Raw genomic sequence first — 18,655 nt, 5'->3', positions numbered from 1 at the left:
CAATGAATTGAAGCGTGCCCGCCCAGACTTCGGAAACGATGAATTCGTCCAATGAACTCGAATTGACCTCTTCCACCGATTGTCCCTCGATCATAACCAAGGTCTGCCAGTTTGATATTGTTGGTCGGCAGGTTGATCGAATGACAAGCACGTCTGGCTCTGGCTTAAATGCTGCTACCGCCATGCCGCTGTGGCGCAAGTCGGCTTTCCCCCCGTAAGTGCCTTTCTAGCGGCCCCGCTGCATGTCTGTGCGTTCTTTGCGCGGCTGATGATGTTGTGGGAAACTAGGCCATAGGCTGGGAGTTGACGTTTTCTGGGGGCGTGGTGGGCTGTGTGGCGCAAGGCGTGCCCAATCTACGGTATTGATCATGTGGCGCACTCGACTGCGCATAGTGTCCCAACCCTTACGCAGAAGCGCGATCAGGCGGAGCTCATGTTCATGCAAGGCTTGGGTGGAGTAACGCCATGGGGTGGAATTCAAGGCATCAGCCACCCGAACATCATCCCCGTGAGGAATAATGAGGCGCCCATCAGTGTGTGCCTCTTCCACGGTTGGGAAGAGGGCGATGGTGTTTGTTCCATTCGGGGCTGGGACAGTTGGGTCTGTGCACTGTCCAGAAGGTTCTCTGTCTGTCCCAGAAGGCGCTGGCATTGTGCCGTGAGGCGCTCTCGGAGTTGAAACGCTGCGCGCTCGGTGTTCTGTCGGGCATGGTCCACGCTCTCTTGAAGGCGCAGAAAAAACTCGGTCGGATCGTCGCTCATATCCCTGTTCCTTCAATTGGCTTGCGAGCGCATTAATGCGTCGCACGGTGGTGTTTGTTTCGCTGCGTGTGCGGCCCTCATCGATTTGGGGCCAGTCAATGGTTTGGCCGTTTCTTCTGGTTTGGGGCTGGCTGACAGGACGTTTGCCTTGCGCCTGCATGATCCGGGCAGTTGGCCCTTAATGGAGTGTGGGGAGGAGGTGGCCTTTCCCCTGATCTTCAAGAGAACGGTGATCAATCGGTGGCCCAGTTCCGGCCATGATGCGGTTATGCGTTTCGGCCCATTCTTCGCGCACCCGTTCCAATGCCCCTTTGCGGGACAGTCCGATGACCTTGCTGGGCCGTCCTTTTCCTCCGGTACGGGGTTTGTTTTGTTCCAGCGCGATCAGATGGACATGGGGATTGCCTGGTCGGTCGTAATGGATGGCTGCGATCCAGGGGGCAGCACCATGCGTGACTTTTTCTGCAAAGTCGCAGACGAGATGCTGGTGATGCTCCGGCGTTCCTTCGCGAGGAAGAGCGATAATGAAGCATTCGGCAATCCGGCCGTTTTGGCCTGCCATCGTTTCATGGCGTTCGGCCAGGGTACGAAGGTTGGTCGTGTCATAGGCCGACAGGCCATGACGTTCTCCGAGCAGGATGAGGTCTTGGCGGTTACAACAGATGTAGCGCAATCGTGCGGCTGTTTTACCAATCCCGTCGGTGGCGGCGATGCTGCTATGTTGTAGGGAATACAGGGCCTTGACGCGATGAAGGTCCCGAGCAAACTCCTTCACAGGAAAGTTCATCTGTCGCAGGACTTTGCGAAGAGCGGCGTTCTGTGCTTTCTCGCCTGGGAAGCCCGCCTGGTAGAAGGCTGCGAGATCGACAATGTCGCCTGGTGTGAGAGTGCTGGCATCTCCCAGGCGTTGGTTAAGGCTGATGAAACGATGCGCTTGAACAAGCATAGGGGAGGATCCTTCTGAAAGTGGATCTTCCTGACCTAGGTCCCAATAAGCGCAACCCAAGTAATATTTCTTAGATTTAAAAAAAATATTATATGATTTTGACAATAATATTCAGAGTGAGTGAAGTTTGATGTTATCAAGAGAGGAAATACAAGATCGTCTGCGGGAAAAGGGCTATGCTCGTGCTCATGATTCTTGGGCTTATGCAGATGAATATAAAGTTGGCGTAAGATATATTTATATTGCTAGCATCAAAAGAAAACATACGTTTCTTGTTGTGGATCGCCCAACTTATGGGGTTCTTTTTCAGAGAGAAATAAGTGGTGTTCTTCTTGATAAAGAAATTAAAAATGCTGATTTCAGAAAATTCGAAGAGAAAAATGCCACCGGTAGTTACGTGGGCTTCTATGTAAATTTCGAAACTCTTCCGGCCTTTGAGAAATTCTTAGACGTTGTGAGTGGGCAGGAAGCACATGAAGATGCAGGAAGTCTGGATATTGAGGATATCAATAACTCACCACGGCTTACTCCGACCCAAAAGCAAGCTTTAATAAACGCCCGCATAGGGCAGGGCATCTTTCGAGAGGAGTTGATTGAACATTGGGGGGGTAAATGCGCCGTGACGGGGGTATCGGTTCTTGAATTGCTGCGGGCCTCTCACATCAAGCCTTGGGCGATTGCCAGCGATAATGAACGTCTGGATCCTAATAATGGCCTCTTATTAATTGCGACACTTGATGCAGCTTTCGACAAGCATCTCATTTCCTTTTCAGATGATGGAGAAATGTTGCTGTCTGAGAGGCTTGGGACTGGTGGCTATGCCTTGCTTGGTGTTTCACCTGATGCTCGTCTGCTTAAAGCCTTGAACTCGCAGCAGAAGGCTCATTTGCGTGAGCACAGGATGAAACTTCGGTAAGGGAATACAGAATTGTAGAGCGGTGGTAGGTAGCGAGTTCGCCAAAGTTGGTATCCTGCCCCCGCAACCATCCAAATCACAGTTTCCGAAACCCCCGCGAAATCAACAGGTTCGTGGGGGTGTTTGTATGGAGGCCGGGGGGAGCTTAGGAAAGCGGTAATGCCTTTTCTGAAGCATGGTGAGGAACCAGCCCGAACTGCTGTTCCAGCATTGCACAGTAGTGTTTCTGGCGGCTGATATGTGTTTCTGGAAGTGCCAGGCGACTTGCCAGAAGGCGATGCATGTAGGCGACTTCGTCGATGTGGTTACGCCGGCTAAGTGTATGGGTGACTGAATCCCCATGTCTCCGGTGTACATTGAGTGGTTGAGCCAGATAGATGACCTCGACGTTTTTCTGCGTGAGCAGTTCAAGGTAAATGCGCCAGTCGCCTGCAACACGGAGGGTTTTCAGGTCTGTCTGACAACCATTGATCGCTGTCAGTAAATGTTTTTTTCGAAAAAGTGCACTACTGACGTTGAGGACAAGATTGCGTTCCGACAGGCAGCCCCGGAGAAAACTTTCTCCCGTAAAATGACTGTCATTTTCCATCAGTAATCCTGCGCTCTCAGCGTAATAAGCCCGATAGGATGGAAAAATTGGAGCGCCGTCTTCGTCGACGGCCCGGCTGTCCGTAAATGCCATGACGACAGCGGGCTTGTTCTTGATACCGTCAAGAATACGTTCAAGAAATTCCGGTTCGCAGAAATCGTCCGCTTCGGCAATCCAGATCCAGTCGCCACGTGCGATCCTGACGGCTTTGTGCCACTGCTTGAAGACCGAGCCTGAGGGGATGGTATTCTCGATGCAAATGATTTCCCTATCCCAGTCTTTCGCCGTCTGTCGGGCAATGTCGAGGCTGTTATCGTCTGAGGCGTCGTCGAGCACGATAATCTCAAAGACCGGTATCGTCTGCGCAAAAATCGAAGAAAGGCGGCGGCTCATATAGTGAGCGTAGTTGTGTGAGGGGATGACAACGGAAATTTTCGGGATCGCGGGAAGGGCGAGGCTCAGAAGTTTCTGGGCATAATGTCTGAAGCTGAAGCGTTGAGCTGCGGCGCGAGCAGCTTTCTGTCGCTCGCGGCTCGAGCGTTCTGCGGACCATGACGCCAGTTTGTTTGCCGCGTTCGCCATCGCGGGTATATCCGCAAAGGGAACAATACTGTTGCGATGGTCTGTTTCGGAATCGATCTGTTGCAGGAGCTCCGGAATTCCGCCGGTTTCCTCGAACGCAGCACACGGTAGCCCGGCCGCCAAAGCTTCCAGAACGACTGATGGATACGGATCTTCGCGTGACGTGAGAGCAAAGACGTCTGCTGCAGCCAGCCATGCCGGCACATTGTCGACCCTGCCAGGCATGTGGAATGTGCCACTGGAGAGGGCACTGTTCAGTTCGACATGCAGGTTGTTCTTCAGGGACGGGTCGATATCGCCCAGCCAGACACAGTGGACTGCGCCCTGCATTTTGCGCCAGAGCTGAAGGAAAAGGTCAAAGCCTTTACGCAGGTCTGCATAGCCGGCACCGATAATGATCCGGTCAGCTGTCCCAAGACCCATTCCCCTGCGGATTGTCAGTCGTTCCTGCAGTGAAAAGGGCGCCTCCGTGTAGAGACCCTGCGGCAGGATCTTCAGGTTGTTCAGGGTTTCCAGACCAAGTCTTTTCGCTACACTTTGCGCCGGTGCAATGACATGGCGTGCCAGCGTACAGGCCTTTTCCATGGGAGCGTGCAGGTTACGACTGCGCAGGAGCGCGGGAAGCTCATGAATGAGGAACAGAAAGCCGATATCTGCTTCCGCAAGGTGGGGCGCCAGGGCTGAACTGGCCGCACTGTTGAGGATTGCCGACTGAAATCCCTGCCTGCGGAGATACTCCAGACGCGCCGTGGTGGTTTTTGAGTCCCCCGTAACGATCTCTGTGGGTGCCACGTTACGATATTCGTCGAGAAGGGCGCCTCCGTCGAGGAGGAGAAACTGGACTTCAGCGCCAAAACAGTGCTTCAGCGTGCGGCCGGTTTCGAGCAGGAGCCGCTGTGCGCCTGCGGGAAACGCGTCATGTCCAATCAGAAGGATTCCTGATCGCGAGCGGTTTTTCCCGGCGCCGGTACAGGCGCGTGCCGTTGCGTTGAGATAGGCGCTTCCGAAATGCTGGTCCGGCTCCAGATAGGCGCCTTCGGCCCATTCATTCCAGGCGTTGATGCAGACGACCGGGTCTCCGAAAAACGTGCGGGACTGAGCCTGTTCGATCAGGCCGCTGAGCCAGCGTTCATAGAGTTCCGGCGTTGATCCATGAAGGACAAGGCCTTTGCCCTGCCGTCGTGCATCATTATCCCACGAAGGTGCTGCGGTCCTGATCAGGGGGAACGGTGTTCTGGGCTGGGCGAGGGCTTTATCCACCACTTCGCCGTAGTCATAGACCTGACCGCTGAAGTCATTATCGAACAGCGTGATTTCGTCATTGATCAGGTTGCAGTTCGAGACAACCTTGTGGGGGGGAAACTCAATGGCGCCGTCCAGACCGAAGAGATCGGGGTTCTCGTCACCGAAGGCCTGTCCCATGACAAAAAGCGGATCCAGCCCATGGCGGGTGCGGAACAGCGTACGCCACCGCACGAAGGCGGCCGGAGCATCGGGGATGGTTCCGGGCCGATAGACCATAAGCACTGGTCGGCCATCAAAATGGATGTAGCGTGCATCACGCAGATACCGGGCAAAGCAGTCCACGAGGGCTTCGTCGTCCTCGGAACGGTAATCCTGCGCGATCAGCAGATCATCGTCTGAGCCATCCCAGCGGCGGCTCCAGTTCTCGTTGGCCCACATGAGGCAGAATGGAAGATCGATCTGCGGGTTGGACAGCAGAATTTCCAGAGGCTGGTCCAGAAGGCGTTTGCGGTTGAACCAGTAGAAATAGAAAATGAAGCCTTCGATCCCCGCGGCCTGGGCCATCGCAGCCTGTCGCTCGAGGATTTCGGGTGTGTTCAGGGTATAATGCCCCAGATCGCGTGGAATACGGGGCTGGTAATGGTCCGAAAAGCGCGGAATCCCTCGGGGCAGGTTGGTCCATTCCGTGAAACCTTCGCCCCACCAGGCGTCATTTTCGGGAATGGTATGAAACTGCGGCAGATAATAGGCCAGAATACGGGCGCGGCGGATGGCGCTTCGGGGTAACGGGCGTGCTTTTTCAAAAAGCGGCCCTGGCTTGCTCCGACGCTTGATTTCACCAAAAACCGATATCTCGGTTTCGGGACTGCACGGATGGATATCCGGCCGGTTACGGTTTTCCAGATAATGCAGCAGCGGATTGCTGTCCGGAGAGTGCCGAAGGTATTTCCGCCTGTAATAAAGGGGATCAAACCCGTCGAAAGGTTTGCGGGCCTCGCGAAACCCCTGAACCATGTAATGCTCAAGCGCATCGAGGCCGGCTTTGGCAACATCGGGATAGGCGCGCAGATAGAAGTCCGGATCGAACTCCGGGATCGGGCGCAGCGGTGTGTTGTGACGGTTCTTCAGGTAATGGGCGAGGGCCAGCATCCGTTCCGGGACGTGGTAGGTCCGCGCGTACCACACCGGATCGAACCACGCGATCGGACGGCGCCCCTCGCGTTCCCCGTGCAGGATATAATGCAGCAACGGATCACCGATGACGTCGCGGTTCTGGCTGAGATACCAGTGCGGGTCAAAGAAGGGATTGGGTTTACGGCCCTCCCGCCATCCATGCTGATGGTAATGCCGAAGAACGGCGGTTCCGAGCGTGTGCAGGTCCGGGTTGGATTTCAGATAATAAAATGCGTCAAAAATGCCGGAATGCCCGAGAATCTGCAGGGGAGATGCGTCAACCGGAAACGGCGATATCCGTGAATCTTCAACAGAGGAATGTGAGAACGGATGCGGCATGTATAACTTTTTTACGTTTTTTTAACTTTATTCAAGGTGTTAATTCATCGTCAATCCAAAAGGGATTTGATCGTATCGGCAGGCAGTGCCATACCGTGGCGCCCGGGAGGCATGAGGCCTCAGTGTGGCATCAGGGGTGTATCTGGGATGGACATCAGCGCGTCACCGAGTATCGCGGATGGGCCGGTCTACACACATCAGACCGTGCGGCTGGACAGCGGTCTCGATCTGGAATGTGGCGTGCATCTGGCGCCGCTGGAGGTCGCCTACTGCACCTACGGCACGCTCTCGCCAGCACGGGATAATGCGATCCTGGTCTGTCATGCCCTGACGGGGGACCAGTACCTGGCGGAACGCAATCCCCTGACCGGCAAGCCCGGCTGGTGGAGCCGAATGGTGGGGCCGGGGCTTCCGATTGATACGGATCGTTATTTCGTCGTGTGCTCCAACGTCCTTGGCGGCTGCATGGGCACGACGGGACCGAGATCGATCTGTGCTGAGACGGGAAAGGCGTGGGACAGTGAGTTTCCGCCAATCACGATGCATGACATCGTGGCCGCGCAGGCGAAACTGATCGATCATCTGGGCATAGATCGTCTTTTTGCGGTCATTGGCGGTTCGATGGGCGGAATGCAGGCGCTGACCTGGGCGGCGGATTTCCCGGACCGCGTGTTCGCCGCTATGCCGATCGCAACGTCGCCCTTCCATTCGGCCCAGAACATCGCATTCAATGAAGTCAGCCGGCAGGCCATCTTTGCCGATCCGGACTGGCATGACGGCCATTACAGGGATTTCGGTGCTATTCCTGCCCGCGGACTGGGGGTGGCGCGCATGATGGCGCATATCACCTATCTGTCCGAGGAAGCTCTCAGCCGCAAATTCGGACGGCGGGTCCGGCATGACGCGGCAACAGCGGTGCCCGCGTCCAGCAGTCCGTCGCTGTTCGGGGAAATGTTCGAAGTGGAGAGCTATCTGCGTCACCAGGGCTCATCGTTCGTGCGGCGCTTTGATGCCAATTCGTATCTGACGATCACCCGGGCGATGGATTATTTCGATCTGGCCGCAGAACATGACGGCGATCTGGCCAACCCGTTCCGGAAATCGCCGACCCGTTTCTGTGTTGTGTCGTTCAGTTCGGACTGGCTGTTCCCGACGTCCCAGTCCCGCCTTCTGGTGCGGGCACTCAACCGGGCAGGGGCGAACGTCTCTTTCGTGGAAATCGAGAGCGACCGCGGGCATGACGCCTTTCTGTTGGAGGAGCCGGATTTCGACCGGACCATCCGGGGTTTTGTCGCGGGCGCCGCCGAACATGCGGCCCTTAAGGCGGGAGAACGCTGATGCGCGTGGACCAGCGGCTCATTGCCGAAATGATTGCGCCCCGTGCCCGTGTCCTCGATGTCGGAAGCGGGGATGGCACGCTGATCGATTACCTGTACCGTACGCGGTCCTGCGATGCGCGGGGGATCGAGATCGACATGCAGAACGTGACGCAGTCCGTCGCGCATGGCCTGCCCGTCATGCATGGAGACGCGGATCACGATCTGGCGGACTATCCTGATGACACGTTTGATTACGTCGTGCTGCAAAGAACGCTGCAGGCCGTCGAACGCCCGCGCGAAGTCCTGAGGCAGATGCTCAGGATCGGGCGTCATGCCATTGTATCCTTTCCCAATTTCGGTCACTGGCGGCTGAGGCTTCAGCTTCTGACGACCGGGCGGATGCCGATGACGCCCGTGTGGAATACTCCCTGGTATTCCACACCGAATATTCATCCGTGCACGATCCGGGACTTTCTCCTGCTCTGCGAGGAAGAGGGTTATGTCATTCAGCAGTGGCTGGCGATCGATGAGGATGGTGCCCGTGCCCCGTGGCGTCGTTCCATCCGGCTGGCCAACCTGTTCGGTGAACAGGCCATGTTCCTGCTCAAGCGTGCGGGACACTGACAGCACTATTTTGATGGGCTCGTTTTCATATTTCGCAACCTTCGCTCTGCGGTACGGTTAAACCTTGAAGCCGGGGTATGCTTTTCGCAGGGTCCGGGTTGATAACCGTCAGAGTGGAGTTGCCGATTCATGAGCGAAATTCTTCAGGCCATCGCATCCCGGCGCGCGACCAAGCATTTTGATCCGGAATATCAGATACCCGAAGCCGAACTGACGGCCATCCTCGAAGCCGCCCGTCATGCCCCCACTGCATTCAATATCCAGAATTATCGCTTTCTGGTCGTACGGGACCGGGAGCAGCGCCGTCGTATCCGTGCCGCAGCCTGGGATCAGCCACAGGTCGAGGACTGTGCCGCGCTGATTGTCATGTGTGCTGATATCAAGGCCTGGGAGAAAGATCCGGCCCGCTACTGGAAAGATGCGCCCGAGTCCGTGCGCGAGGGCTATGTCGGCATGATCCGCTCCTATTACGAAGGACGGGAGCAGGTGCAGCGGGACGAGGGGATCCGTTCCTGTGGTCTTGCGGCCTATGCGCTCATGATGGCGGCATCGGCGCATGGCCTTCAGACCTGTCCCATGGATGGTTTCGACTTCGGTCAGGTTGGGGAGATCATCAATCTTCCAGCGGATCATGAAATTGTGATGTTCGTCGCGCTTGGACGTGAGGCATCATCGCCTCGACCCCGTGGCGGGTTTTTGCCTCTTGATGCAGTGGTTCAGTACGACTGCTTCTCTTGATTGCAAAATTTCAAGAAATACCAATGGCTTTTTTCAGCTAAGGGTCCCTGTCTCCTTGCAATGGGACAAGTGTTGTCCTACATCCCACGGGCACTTCAGGGCCAGTCTGCTGAAGTGTGATGATGACTTCATAACCCGCCGGTTCTGTTCTGTCCGGGCCTGTTTCAGGCCCGGTTTTGCAGGTGAGGCAGGGTGGAAATGGGGTCGCTTGCCATAAATGCCTGCGGCCAGTTGGTCAGGCAGGGGATATAACGGTGCGGTTGCCTGAGCATGACCTTGCCGTCTCAAAGGAGAGGTCCATGACCAGTTTCGCCGAACTCAAGCTTGCCGAGCCAATTCAGAAGGCTCTCGCGGAAGAAGGCTACACCACGCCGACCCCGATTCAGGCCGGTGCCATCCCTTATCTGCTCGAAGGTCGCGATCTTCTGGGGCTGGCCCAGACCGGAACCGGCAAGACGGCAGCATTCGCGCTTCCCATCCTGAACCATATCTTCACGAATCGTCGCCCTGCGCCGCCGAAGGGCGTCCGTGCCCTGGTTCTTGCGCCCACGCGTGAACTGGCGTCGCAGATCGGTGAGAGCTTTGCCGCTTATGCGCGACACATGAAGTTCTCCTATGCCGTCGTGTTCGGTGGGGTCGGGCAGGGACGCCAGATCGAGGCCACCCGTCGCGGTGTGGATGTCCTTGTGGCCGCGCCCGGCCGTCTGCTTGATCTGATCGGGCAGAAGCATATCGATCTCTCTACTTTGGAAATCCTCGTTCTCGATGAGGCCGACCGGATGCTGGACATGGGCTTCGTGCGCGATATCCAGCGCATCATGGCCCTGCTTCCCAAGCAGCGTCAGACCCTGCTGTTCTCGGCAACCATGCCGCCGTCCATCAGCGATCTGGCCCATTCGCTTCTGAAGAACCCGGCAACGGTTCAGGTCACGCCTGAATCGAGCACGGTTGATCGTATCAATCAGGCTGTCATGTTCGTTGACTCGGGCAGCAAGAAAGATGCGGCTCTCATGCTGCTGGAAAGCCCGAGCGTAGCCCGTGCTGTGGTATTCACGCTGATGAAGCATGAAGCCAACAAGGTTGCCGAGTTCCTGAACAAGAACGGGATCCGCGCGGAAGCCATCCACGGCAACAAGTCCCAGGGTGCCCGTGAGCGCGCTATGGCCGGTTTCCGCAGTGGCGCCATCAAGGCTCTGGTGGCAACCGACATCGCGGCCCGCGGTATCGACGTGGACGAGGTCAGCCACGTCTTCAATTACGATCTGCCGAATGTGCCGGAATCCTATGTCCATCGTATCGGCCGGACGGCCCGGGCAGGGCGTGAGGGTTGCGCAGTCTCCCTGTGTGACGCTGAACAGCGCGCATGGCTCAAGGATATTGAGAAGAAGATCGGCAAGCCCATTCCGGTTGTGACGGATCACCCCTTCCATTCCGAAGAGGCGCGACTGTCCACGCAGCGTCCGCCGGTTCTGGGCGGTGGTCGTGGTGGCGGCGGTGGCGGACGTCGTCGCTCGGGACCGCCCTCGGGTGGTCGTCCAGGTGGCGGCCGTGGTGGCGCCCCGGGTCGTGGTGGTCCTCGCCCAGGCGCGCGCTGATCTCATTCAAACGCATACTGAAAAGCCCGCCTCTGCAAATGCAGGGGCGGGCTTTTTGCATTCCAGACTGACAGCGCGCAGCAAAATCATGCGCCCCAAGCGCGGTGGCGTGTTCGGAATTTTTTACGGGGAATGTGGCGGAGAGGGTGGGATTCGAACCCACGATACGCTCTCACGTATGGCGGTTTTCAAGACCGCTGCCTTAAACCACTCGGCCACCTCTCCATCCGGCCGGCTTCATTTCTGAAGGATTCTGCCTGGATCGGATGCTTCATGCGACGGGAAACTTCTGCCGTCAAGGGGCCGTGTTACATAGGGGTGGGGGGCTTACTTTTTGAAACGCAGAAGGGGGCGGTCAGCAACATTGAAACGTGCCATCTAGAAACGTATGGAGGCGTTTTGTGCGTCTCCGGCTGCCATAACCTCCAAGGATATGACGTCCATGACGATCTTTCGTCCCGCTGCTTTTCTTCCTGTCATCGCTGCCCTCGGCCTAGTGGTGGCTCCTCTAGCGGCTTCTGCCGAGGGGCATCATGGGTCTGATGGCCATCGCCCCCCGCCGGGCGGCGCGCCCTATGGCGGCCCGGGTTTCATGATGCCGCCCATCCCGCCTGGCATCACGCTGACCACGGCGCAAAAGGCAAAGCTCAAGACCATTTTTGAGAAGGCTCATCAGGACGAGCGTGCGCTGCGTCTTGAAGGGCGTGCCATCGAGGGCAAGATTCACGATGCTCTCAGTGTGGCTGGTGATCTGGATCGCGCCGCGCTGGCGGATCTGGGTAAGCAGGAAGACGAGGTCAAAGCCAAGGTCTCCGCGCTTCATCTCGACACCATGGAGCAGCTTCACGATCTGCTGACCCCGGCTCAGCGCCAGCAGGCCAAGGAGACCATGGACAAGATCAAGGCGCTCCATGAGCAGATGAAAGCCCTGATGGGTCCGCCGCCGGAAGGCGACCCGGACGATATGCCCTGAAGACTGCTGATTCTGCCTCTATCGCTTGACGCTTCGGCACCAAGACGATAGAGCGGTCCTGTTTCCGGACACGCCACCTCGCGAAGACTCGCGCAGTGGCGTGTTTCTGTTTGCTTTAAGGTGACCCGTTGTTCGAACAACTCTCAGGCAAGATGTCCGGTGTCCTCGATGGGCTTTCCAAGAACGGGAAGCTTTCGGAGGCTGATGTCACCGAGGCCATGCGTGAAGTGCGTCTCGCCATGCTGGAGGCGGACGTTGCGCTGCCTGTGGTGCGGGACTTCGTCAACAAGGTCCGCGAGCGTTCTGTCGGGCAGGAAGTGCTGGAAAGCGTTTCTCCCGGTCAGGCCGTCGCCAAGATCGTCAATGATGCACTGATTGACGCGCTTGGCGGGGCAGGGGCGGTACCGCTGAACCTGTCCGCCAATCCGCCGGTCCCGGTGCTGATGGTGGGTTTGCAGGGTTCGGGCAAAACCACGACGTCCGGCAAGATCGCCCTGCGTCTGTCCGGTCGCGAGAACAAGAAAGTTCTTCTGGCCAGCCTCGACGTCCAGCGTCCGGCCGCGCAGCTCCAGCTCCAGCAGCTAGCCGAGCGCGTCAACGCCAAGACGGGCCGCGTTCAGGCTCTGCCGATCATCGCCGGGCAGTCTCCCGTTCAGATCGCAAAGCGTGCGCTCGAGACGGGCCGTCTTGAAGGCTATGACGTCGTCATCCTCGATACGGCAGGCCGTCTGTCGATCGACGAGGCGCTGATGGATGAAGTGCGGGAAATCCGCACGCTCACCAAGCCGGCCGAGACGCTGCTGGTCGTCGATGCGATGACCGGTCAGGACGCTGTGAATACGGCCAAGGCCTTCAACGAGGCTGTCGGCATTACCGGCGTTGTCATGAGCCGTATGGATGGCGATGCCCGCGGTGGCGCGGCCCTGTCCATGAAGGCCATCACCGGCGCGCCGATCAAGCTGACGGGTTCGGGTGAAAACCTCGAAGCGCTTGAAGAATTCCATCCCGAGCGTGTTGCCGGCCGTATTCTCGGCCTGGGTGACGTGGCCGGGCTGGTGGAACGTGCAGCCGAAACCCTCGATCACGAGGAAGGCGAGCGCGTCGCCAAGAAGATGCTCGCGGGCAAGTTTGACCTGGACGACTACGTTTCCCAGATCGACCAGATCAACCGCATGGGCTCGATTTCCGGTATTCTCGGCATGATGCCGGGGATGGGAAAGATCAAGGATATGCTGGGTGACAAGGAGCTCGATACGTCGATCTTCAAGCGTCACAAGGCCATCATTTCCTCGATGACGAAGCAGGAGCGCAAGACGCCCGAGATCATCAAGGCGTCCCGCAAGAAGCGCATCGCGGCGGGCTCGGGAACCACGGTTCCGGAGATCAACCGTCTGCTCAAGCAGTTCAACGACATGTCCACCATGATGAAACGCATCAGCAAGATGGGCCTTGGTGGCCTGATGCGCGGCATGGGTGGTGCAGGAGGTCTGGCGGATCTGATGAAGGGCATGGGCGGCCCCGGGGGTAAACCCGGTGGACGCCCGCCTTTCGCCTGATCCGTCCCGTTTTTACAAGTCTGTCTCTCAGGAGTATTTCATGAGCCTCAAGATCCGCCTTGCACGTGCAGGTGCCAAGAAGCGTCCTTACTACCACATCGTTGTTGCCGACAGCCGCAGCCCGCGCGACGGCCGTTTCATCGAGAAGGTCGGTTCCTACAACCCGATGCTGCCGGCTGACCATGCCGACCGTATCCGTCTGGTTGACGAGCGCATCAAGCACTGGCTGTCCAACGGCGCCCTCGCCACGGACCGTGTTGCCCGTTTCCTCGGCAATGCAGGTCTGGCTCCGAAGCCGACCTACAACGAGCAGCCGAAGAAGTCCGCTCCGAAGGCGAAGGCTCAGGAGCGCGCCAAGGCCGCTGCTGACGCTGCTGCCGCGGCCTGATTGAGCCGCTTTTCAGGAAGCCCGAGACGTGCCCCGCTTCAACCCTGACAGTGATGTCCTGATTGCTACCGTCGGTCGCCCGCACGGTGTTCGCGGTCTGGTGCATCTTCATGCTGCCACCGACGATCCGGCCTCGGTCGAGACGCTGGGTGCGCTGCATGACGAACAGGGCAGGGCATGGACGGCACGCTGGATTTCAGCGGGCGTGGCGGCGCTCACGGATGCCGATGGTCAGGACCTTCCTGACCGTACGGCCGCCGAGCGACTGGTCAACGTCAAGCTGTATGTCCCGCGTGCGGTCCTGCCCGAGACTGGAGATGACGAGTTCTATCATGCTGACCTGATCGGCATGACGGCGGTCTCCGAAGACGGAGATGTTCTGGGAACGGTTTCGGTCGTTCACGATTACGGCGCAGGCGTCAGCCTCGAAGTGGATCGTGGTCTGATCGTGCCGTTCACGCTGGCCTGTGTGCCCCGCGTAGACCTTGCGAAACGGGAAGTGGTTCTCATCCCGCCCGTTGAAGTCGAGGTCGAGGGGGATCTGGCTGGCGAGGTCCAGGTGCGGGCATGAGCTGGCGCGCGGACATCCTGACCCTTTTCCCGGACATGTTCCCGGGGCCGCTTGGGTTTTCCCTCGCGGGCCGGGCGCTGGAGCGGGGGATCTGGTCCTGTGAGGCGCATGACCTGCGCCAGCACGGGCTGGGACGTCACCGGGCCGTGGATGACACGCCGTTCGGTGGTGGGGCCGGTATGGTGATGCGGGCAGACGTTCTGGATACAGCCCTCTCAGCGCTTCCTGCGTTGGATGGCCGCCCGGTCGTCTATCCGACACCGCGGGGACGGCGCATGTCGCATGAAGATGCGGAGCGCCTGTCGTCCGGTCCGGGGGTCGTCGTTCTCTGCGGTCGCTTCGAAGGGGTGGACGAACGCGTTCTGGAAAAGCACGATATCGAACAGCTCTGCATGGGCGATGTCGTACTGTCGGGAGGGGAAATTCCCGCCCTGACGCTTCTGGATGCCTGCGTCCGTCTTCTTCCCGGCGTCATGGGGTCGGACGTCAGCGGTCAGGACGAGAGCTTCGCCGACGGGCTTCTTGAATATCCACAGTACACCAAGCCGGCAGTGTGGGACGGGCGGGACGTGCCCGACATTCTTCTCTCCGGCAACCATGGTGCCATCGCCCGCTGGCGCCATGAACAGTCAATCGCCGTCACGAAGGCGCGCCGCCCGGACCTCTGGGATGCGTATCTGGCACGACAGCAGGTCCATTGAAGTTTTGTTTTCAGGAGTTTGGTCATGAACATTATCCAGCAGTATGAGGCGCGCGAGATCGAGCGTCTTTCCGGCGTCCGCGCTGTTCCCGAGTTCATTGCAGGTGACACGGTCCGCGTTGGCGTCCGCGTTGTCGAAGGCACGCGTGAGCGTGTGCAGAGCTTCGAAGGCGTTGTCATCGCCCGTTCCAACAAGGGTCTGAACAGCAACTTCACGGTTCGCAAGATCTCCAACGGTGAAGGCGTGGAGCGCGTGTTCCCGCTGTACGCACCGTCGATCGCCAGCATCGAAGTCGTGCGTCGCGGTAAGGTCCGTCGCGCGAAGCTGTATTACCTGCGTGGCCGTTCGGGTAAGTCTGCCCGTATCGCAGAGCGTCCGCGCGATCTGCCGAAGGCTGACAGCAAGGCCGCTTCCTAAACCGTCCGGAGTAGAGACAGGATGCCCGTTACCAATTCGCCCAGAACCCTTTTTGACAAGATCTGGGACGATCATGTCGTCGAACGTCTCGAGGACGGGACGTGCATCCTCTACATCGACCGGCACCTCGTCCACGAGGTGACAAGTCCGCAGGCTTTCGAAGGCCTGCGGATGTCCGGGCGCCGCGTGCGTCGTCCGGATGCCACGGTGGCCGTGGCGGACCACAATGTCCCCACGTCCGACCGTTCCAAGCCGATCGAGGAGCCGCAGAGCCGCCTCCAGATCGAAACGCTTGAGAAGAATGTCGCCGAATTCGGCGTCCCCTATTTCCCGCTGCGCTCCGCCTCTCAGGGCATCGTGCATGTTGTCGGGCCGGAGCAGGGCATTTCCCTGCCAGGCATGACGATCGTCTGTGGCGACAGCCACACCTCCACGCATGGCGCGCTCGGCTCGCTGGCGTTTGGCATTGGTACGTCCGAAGTCGAACACGTGCTGGCGACCCAGACAATCCTGCAAAAGCCGGCGAAGAACATGCGCGTCTCCGTCGAGGGCAAGGTCGGCCCCGGCGTGACGGCGAAAGACATCATGCTGGCCATCATCGGCCGGATCGGTACCGCTGGTGGCACCGGTCATGTCATTGAATTTGCGGGATCCGCAATCCGCGATCTGGACATGGCCGGCCGTATGACGCTGTGCAACATGTCCATCGAAGCCGGCGCGCGTGCCGGTCTGGTGGCACCCGACGAAACGACCTTCGCCTATGTGAAGGGCCGTCCGTTTGCACCGAAGGGCGAAGCGTTCGAGCAGGCCTGCGACTACTGGCGCAGCCTTGCCTCTGACGATGGCGCCTATTTCGATACGGAAGTCACGCTCGCCGCTGAAGAAATCATCCCGTCCGTGACGTGGGGTACCAGCCCGCAGGACGTGCTGCCGATCGATGGTTCGGTGCCGTCTCCGTCTGATGAGCCCGATCCGGCCCGTGCAGCCCAGATCCAGCGCGCCCTGGATTATATGGGTCTTGAAGCGGGGCAGAAGATCGCCGGGACGCCGGTGGATGTTGTGTTCATCGGCTCCTGCACGAACAGCCGTCTGGAAGACCTGCGCGCTGCTGCGGACGTGGTCCGCGGACGGCATGTCGCGGAAGGTGTTCGCGCCATGATCGTGCCGGGCTCCGGTCTGGTGAAGCATGCGGCTGAGGCTGAAGGGTTGGACAAGGTCTTTCTGGATGCCGGGTTCGAATGGCGTGAGGCGGGATGCTCGATGTGTCTGGGGATGAACCCGGACCGTTTGACGCCGGGTCAGCGCTGCGCCTCGACCTCCAACCGTAACTTTGAAGGACGTCAGGGCCCGGATGGCCGGACACATCTGTGTTCGCCCGCCATGGCTGCCGCAGCCGCTGTCACGGGACGTCTGTGCGATGTGCGTGAACTGGTGAAGGAGACCGTCTGATGGACAAGTTCACGGAACTGACCGCCATTGCGGCGCCGATGCCGACCGAGAATATCGATACGGATCAGATCATTCCGGCGCGCTTTCTCAAGACCATCCAGCGGACAGGTCTGGGCAAGAACGCTTTCGCGGCCCAGCGCTATGACGCAGATGGCAACGAAAAGCCGGATTTCGTGCTCAATCAGGAGCCTTACCGGCACGCTGAAATCCTGATCACGTACGATAATCTGGGATGCGGATCCTCGCGTGAGCATGCGCCCTGGGCGCTGCTGGATTTCGGAATCCGCTGCGTTATTGCGCCCAGCTTTGCCGACATCTTTTTCAATAACTGCTTCAAGAACGGCATTCTCCCGATCCGTCTGCCGCGCGAGATCTGTGACGAACTGATGGATGATGCCCGTCAGGGAGCGAATTCGCGCCTGACGGTGGATCTGGAGCGTCAGGTGATCGTACGCCCCAACGGGGAGAGCATTCCGTTCGATGTCGATCCTTTCCGCCGTCACATGCTGCTCGAAGGTCTGGACGATATCGGGCAGACCATGGCGCATGATGCCGAGATCACCAGTTTCGAGCATCGTCCGAGCCGTGCCTGGGTGCCGTCAATTACCATAGGGACTGTGAAATGAGCGACGCATACAAGCTTCTGGTTCTGGCCGGAGACGGGATCGGCCCGGAAGTCATGCGCGAAGTCGCACGGATCGTGCACTGGATGAGCGCACATCGCGGCCTGAAACTGGACATCACGGAAGAGCTCGTCGGCGCCGCATCTCTTGCCGTACATGGCGTGCCGATCCGTGATGAGGTCATTGAACTGGCCCGTCAGTCTGACGCGGTGCTGTTCGGCTCGGTGGGCGATCCGGCCTGGAGCCATGTGGGCTTCGACAAGCGCCCCGAAGTGGCGATCCTCAAGCTCCGCAAGGAACTTGAACTGTTTGCCAATCTGCGTCCCGCCAAGCTGTTCGATGCCCTGATTGATGCGTCCGCGCTGAAGCCTGAAGTCGTGCGCGGACTGGACCTGATGATCGTCCGTGAGACGGTCGGGGGCATCTATTTCGGTGAGCCGCGCGGGATCGAGACGCTGCCCGATGGCTCGCGCCGCGGTATCAATACGGAAGTCTACACGACGTCTGAAATCGAGCGCGTGGCCCGTGTGGCTTTCGATCTTGCCCGCAAGCGCGACAACCGTGTCTGCTCGGTTGAGAAGTGCAATGTCATGGAAAGCGGCCTCCTGTGGAAGGAGGTCGTGACAGACGTCCACAAGCGTGAATATCCGGACGTCCAGCTGTCCCACATGCTGGCGGATAACTGCGCGATGCAGCTGGTCCGCGACCCGAACCAGTTCGACGTTATCGTCACAGGCAACCTGTTCGGCGACATCCTGTCCGATCTGGCCTCCATGCTGACGGGCTCGCTTGGCATGCTGCCTTCGGCCACGCTTGGCCCGGTTCGCGCGGATGGCAAGCGCAATGCCCTGTACGAACCGATCCATGGCAGCGCACCGGACATTGCAGGCAAGGGGATCGCCAATCCGCTGGCCCAGATCCTTTCGTTCGCCATGCTGCTGCGTTACTCGCTCAATCGTACCGAGGATGCCGACCTGATCGAGACGGCGGTTTCGAATGTCCTGGCTTCGGGTCTGCGGACCGGCGACATCATGTCACCGGGAATGGCTCGAGTCGGCACCGAAATGATGGGGCAGGCGGTGCTTCGCGAAATGGAAAAGCTGGCCTGATTTTTCCACGACAGGCTTTCCCGCATTGTCGGCCTCAAGG

At 58.8% G+C, this 18,655-nt stretch carries 17 protein-coding genes and 1 tRNA gene; 14 read left to right on the top strand and 4 right to left on the bottom strand.

Translation table 11 applies throughout. The features are described from left to right. Window positions 1-477 precede the first annotated feature (477 nt). Both GLS_RS01170 and GLS_RS01165 read right to left on the bottom strand, forming a co-directional pair. Window positions 478-762, bottom strand: coding sequence for a glutathione S-transferase family protein (locus GLS_RS01170; protein WP_041110678.1), 285 nt, complete (start codon window positions 760-762; stop codon window positions 478-480). A 178-nt stretch (window positions 763-940) separates the two neighbouring features. Further along, window positions 941-1,708: a MobA/MobL family protein gene (locus tag GLS_RS01165; protein ID WP_041110676.1), complete on the bottom strand. Its 768-nt coding sequence runs from the start codon at window positions 1,706-1,708 to the stop codon at window positions 941-943. A 130-nt stretch (window positions 1,709-1,838) separates the two neighbouring features. On the opposite strand from GLS_RS01165, the gene GLS_RS01160 reads away from it, so the two are divergent. Beyond that, window positions 1,839-2,624 carry an HNH endonuclease gene (locus GLS_RS01160; RefSeq protein WP_080691868.1) on the top strand — a complete coding sequence of 262 codons (786 nt, stop codon included), beginning with the start codon at window positions 1,839-1,841 and terminating at the stop codon, window positions 2,622-2,624. Window positions 2,625-2,769: 145 nt separating this feature from the next. Here the strand turns inward: GLS_RS01160 and GLS_RS01155 are convergent, their stop codons facing one another. After that, on the bottom strand, window positions 2,770-6,552 hold the full coding sequence (locus GLS_RS01155; RefSeq protein WP_041110674.1) for a glycoside hydrolase family 99-like domain-containing protein: 3,783 nt from the start codon (window positions 6,550-6,552) through the stop codon (window positions 2,770-2,772). Between the two features lie 147 nt (window positions 6,553-6,699). Here GLS_RS01155 and metX point away from each other — a divergent pair, with 147 nt between their 5' ends. From metX to GLS_RS01135, 4 genes are all read left to right on the top strand, one after another. Then, complete coding sequence (gene metX / locus GLS_RS01150) at window positions 6,700-7,890, top strand: homoserine O-acetyltransferase MetX (protein WP_041110672.1); 1,191 nt, start codon at window positions 6,700-6,702, stop codon at window positions 7,888-7,890. Next, complete coding sequence (metW, locus tag GLS_RS01145; RefSeq protein ID WP_024716992.1) at window positions 7,890-8,495, top strand: methionine biosynthesis protein MetW; 606 nt, start codon at window positions 7,890-7,892, stop codon at window positions 8,493-8,495. Before metX ends, metW begins: the two co-directional genes overlap by 1 nt. A gap of 129 nt (window positions 8,496-8,624) precedes the next feature. After that, window positions 8,625-9,233, top strand: coding sequence for a nitroreductase family protein (locus tag GLS_RS01140; protein ID WP_041110669.1), 609 nt, complete (start codon window positions 8,625-8,627; stop codon window positions 9,231-9,233). Between the two features lie 299 nt (window positions 9,234-9,532). Next, window positions 9,533-10,828 carry a DEAD/DEAH box helicase gene (locus tag GLS_RS01135; RefSeq protein ID WP_041110667.1) on the top strand — a complete coding sequence of 432 codons (1,296 nt, stop codon included), beginning with the start codon at window positions 9,533-9,535 and terminating at the stop codon, window positions 10,826-10,828. A gap of 135 nt (window positions 10,829-10,963) precedes the next feature. On the opposite strand, the gene GLS_RS01130 is transcribed toward GLS_RS01135, so the two are convergent. Then, window positions 10,964-11,053, bottom strand: a tRNA-Ser gene (locus GLS_RS01130). A gap of 217 nt (window positions 11,054-11,270) precedes the next feature. Between GLS_RS01130 and GLS_RS01125 the strand changes: the two genes are divergently transcribed. The 9 genes from GLS_RS01125 to leuB all read left to right on the top strand — a co-directional run bounded on the left by GLS_RS01125 (window position 11,271) and on the right by leuB (window position 18,615). Further along, window positions 11,271-11,801 (top strand): Spy/CpxP family protein refolding chaperone, encoded by a 531-nt coding sequence (locus GLS_RS01125; protein ID WP_226986602.1) that lies wholly within the window; start codon window positions 11,271-11,273, stop codon window positions 11,799-11,801. Between the two features lie 128 nt (window positions 11,802-11,929). Then, entirely contained in the window at window positions 11,930-13,357 is a 1,428-nt protein-coding gene (ffh, locus tag GLS_RS01120; RefSeq protein ID WP_041110663.1) for a signal recognition particle protein, read from the top strand. A gap of 40 nt (window positions 13,358-13,397) precedes the next feature. Then, window positions 13,398-13,745, top strand: coding sequence for a 30S ribosomal protein S16 (rpsP, locus tag GLS_RS01115; RefSeq protein WP_011251789.1), 348 nt, complete (start codon window positions 13,398-13,400; stop codon window positions 13,743-13,745). Between the two features lie 28 nt (window positions 13,746-13,773). Continuing rightward, entirely contained in the window at window positions 13,774-14,316 is a 543-nt protein-coding gene (rimM, locus tag GLS_RS01110) for a ribosome maturation factor RimM (RefSeq protein WP_024717129.1), read from the top strand. Beyond that, the gene (gene trmD / locus GLS_RS01105) at window positions 14,313-15,017 is read left to right on the top strand and encodes a tRNA (guanosine(37)-N1)-methyltransferase TrmD (RefSeq protein ID WP_041110660.1); all 705 of its coding nucleotides are present in this window, start codon (window positions 14,313-14,315) and stop codon (window positions 15,015-15,017) included. Before rimM ends, trmD begins: the two co-directional genes overlap by 4 nt. Before the next feature lie 24 nt (window positions 15,018-15,041). After that, entirely contained in the window at window positions 15,042-15,434 is a 393-nt protein-coding gene (gene rplS, locus GLS_RS01100) for a 50S ribosomal protein L19 (RefSeq protein WP_041110658.1), read from the top strand. Between the two features lie 21 nt (window positions 15,435-15,455). Next, window positions 15,456-16,883 carry a 3-isopropylmalate dehydratase large subunit gene (gene leuC / locus GLS_RS01095; protein WP_041110656.1) on the top strand — a complete coding sequence of 476 codons (1,428 nt, stop codon included), beginning with the start codon at window positions 15,456-15,458 and terminating at the stop codon, window positions 16,881-16,883. Then, window positions 16,883-17,509: a 3-isopropylmalate dehydratase small subunit gene (gene leuD, locus GLS_RS01090; RefSeq protein ID WP_041110654.1), complete on the top strand. Its 627-nt coding sequence runs from the start codon at window positions 16,883-16,885 to the stop codon at window positions 17,507-17,509. Before leuC ends, leuD begins: the two co-directional genes overlap by 1 nt. Beyond that, the gene (gene leuB / locus GLS_RS01085) at window positions 17,506-18,615 is read left to right on the top strand and encodes a 3-isopropylmalate dehydrogenase (protein ID WP_041110652.1); all 1,110 of its coding nucleotides are present in this window, start codon (window positions 17,506-17,508) and stop codon (window positions 18,613-18,615) included. The genes leuD and leuB overlap by 4 nt, the downstream gene beginning before the upstream one ends. Window positions 18,616-18,655: the final 40 nt, after the last annotated feature.

The organism is Gluconobacter oxydans DSM 3504 (assembly GCF_000583855.1).
Classification (GTDB): Bacteria; Pseudomonadota; Alphaproteobacteria; order Acetobacterales; family Acetobacteraceae; genus Gluconobacter; species Gluconobacter oxydans.
The sequence above is the reverse complement of the archived record's forward strand: the minus strand, read 5'-3'. Positions and strand labels throughout refer to the sequence as shown.

Coding starts and splice junctions, on each gene's coding strand:
- rplS (WP_041110658.1), top strand. CDS start 15,042: ATGAACATTATCCAGCAGTATGAGGCGCGCGAGATCGAGCGTCTTTCC.
- leuC (WP_041110656.1), top strand. CDS start 15,456: ATGCCCGTTACCAATTCGCCCAGAACCCTTTTTGACAAGATCTGGGAC.
- leuB (WP_041110652.1), top strand. CDS start 17,506: ATGAGCGACGCATACAAGCTTCTGGTTCTGGCCGGAGACGGGATCGGC.
- GLS_RS01170 (WP_041110678.1), bottom strand. CDS start 762: ATGAGCGACGATCCGACCGAGTTTTTTCTGCGCCTTCAAGAGAGCGTG.
- GLS_RS01125 (WP_226986602.1), top strand. CDS start 11,271: ATGACGATCTTTCGTCCCGCTGCTTTTCTTCCTGTCATCGCTGCCCTC.
- GLS_RS01160 (WP_080691868.1), top strand. CDS start 1,839: ATGTTATCAAGAGAGGAAATACAAGATCGTCTGCGGGAAAAGGGCTAT.
- GLS_RS01135 (WP_041110667.1), top strand. CDS start 9,533: ATGACCAGTTTCGCCGAACTCAAGCTTGCCGAGCCAATTCAGAAGGCT.
- trmD (WP_041110660.1), top strand. CDS start 14,313: ATGAGCTGGCGCGCGGACATCCTGACCCTTTTCCCGGACATGTTCCCG.
- metX (WP_041110672.1), top strand. CDS start 6,700: ATGGACATCAGCGCGTCACCGAGTATCGCGGATGGGCCGGTCTACACA.
- leuD (WP_041110654.1), top strand. CDS start 16,883: ATGGACAAGTTCACGGAACTGACCGCCATTGCGGCGCCGATGCCGACC.
- GLS_RS01140 (WP_041110669.1), top strand. CDS start 8,625: ATGAGCGAAATTCTTCAGGCCATCGCATCCCGGCGCGCGACCAAGCAT.
- rpsP (WP_011251789.1), top strand. CDS start 13,398: ATGAGCCTCAAGATCCGCCTTGCACGTGCAGGTGCCAAGAAGCGTCCT.
- metW (WP_024716992.1), top strand. CDS start 7,890: ATGCGCGTGGACCAGCGGCTCATTGCCGAAATGATTGCGCCCCGTGCC.
- GLS_RS01155 (WP_041110674.1), bottom strand. CDS start 6,552: ATGCCGCATCCGTTCTCACATTCCTCTGTTGAAGATTCACGGATATCG.
- GLS_RS01165 (WP_041110676.1), bottom strand. CDS start 1,708: ATGCTTGTTCAAGCGCATCGTTTCATCAGCCTTAACCAACGCCTGGGA.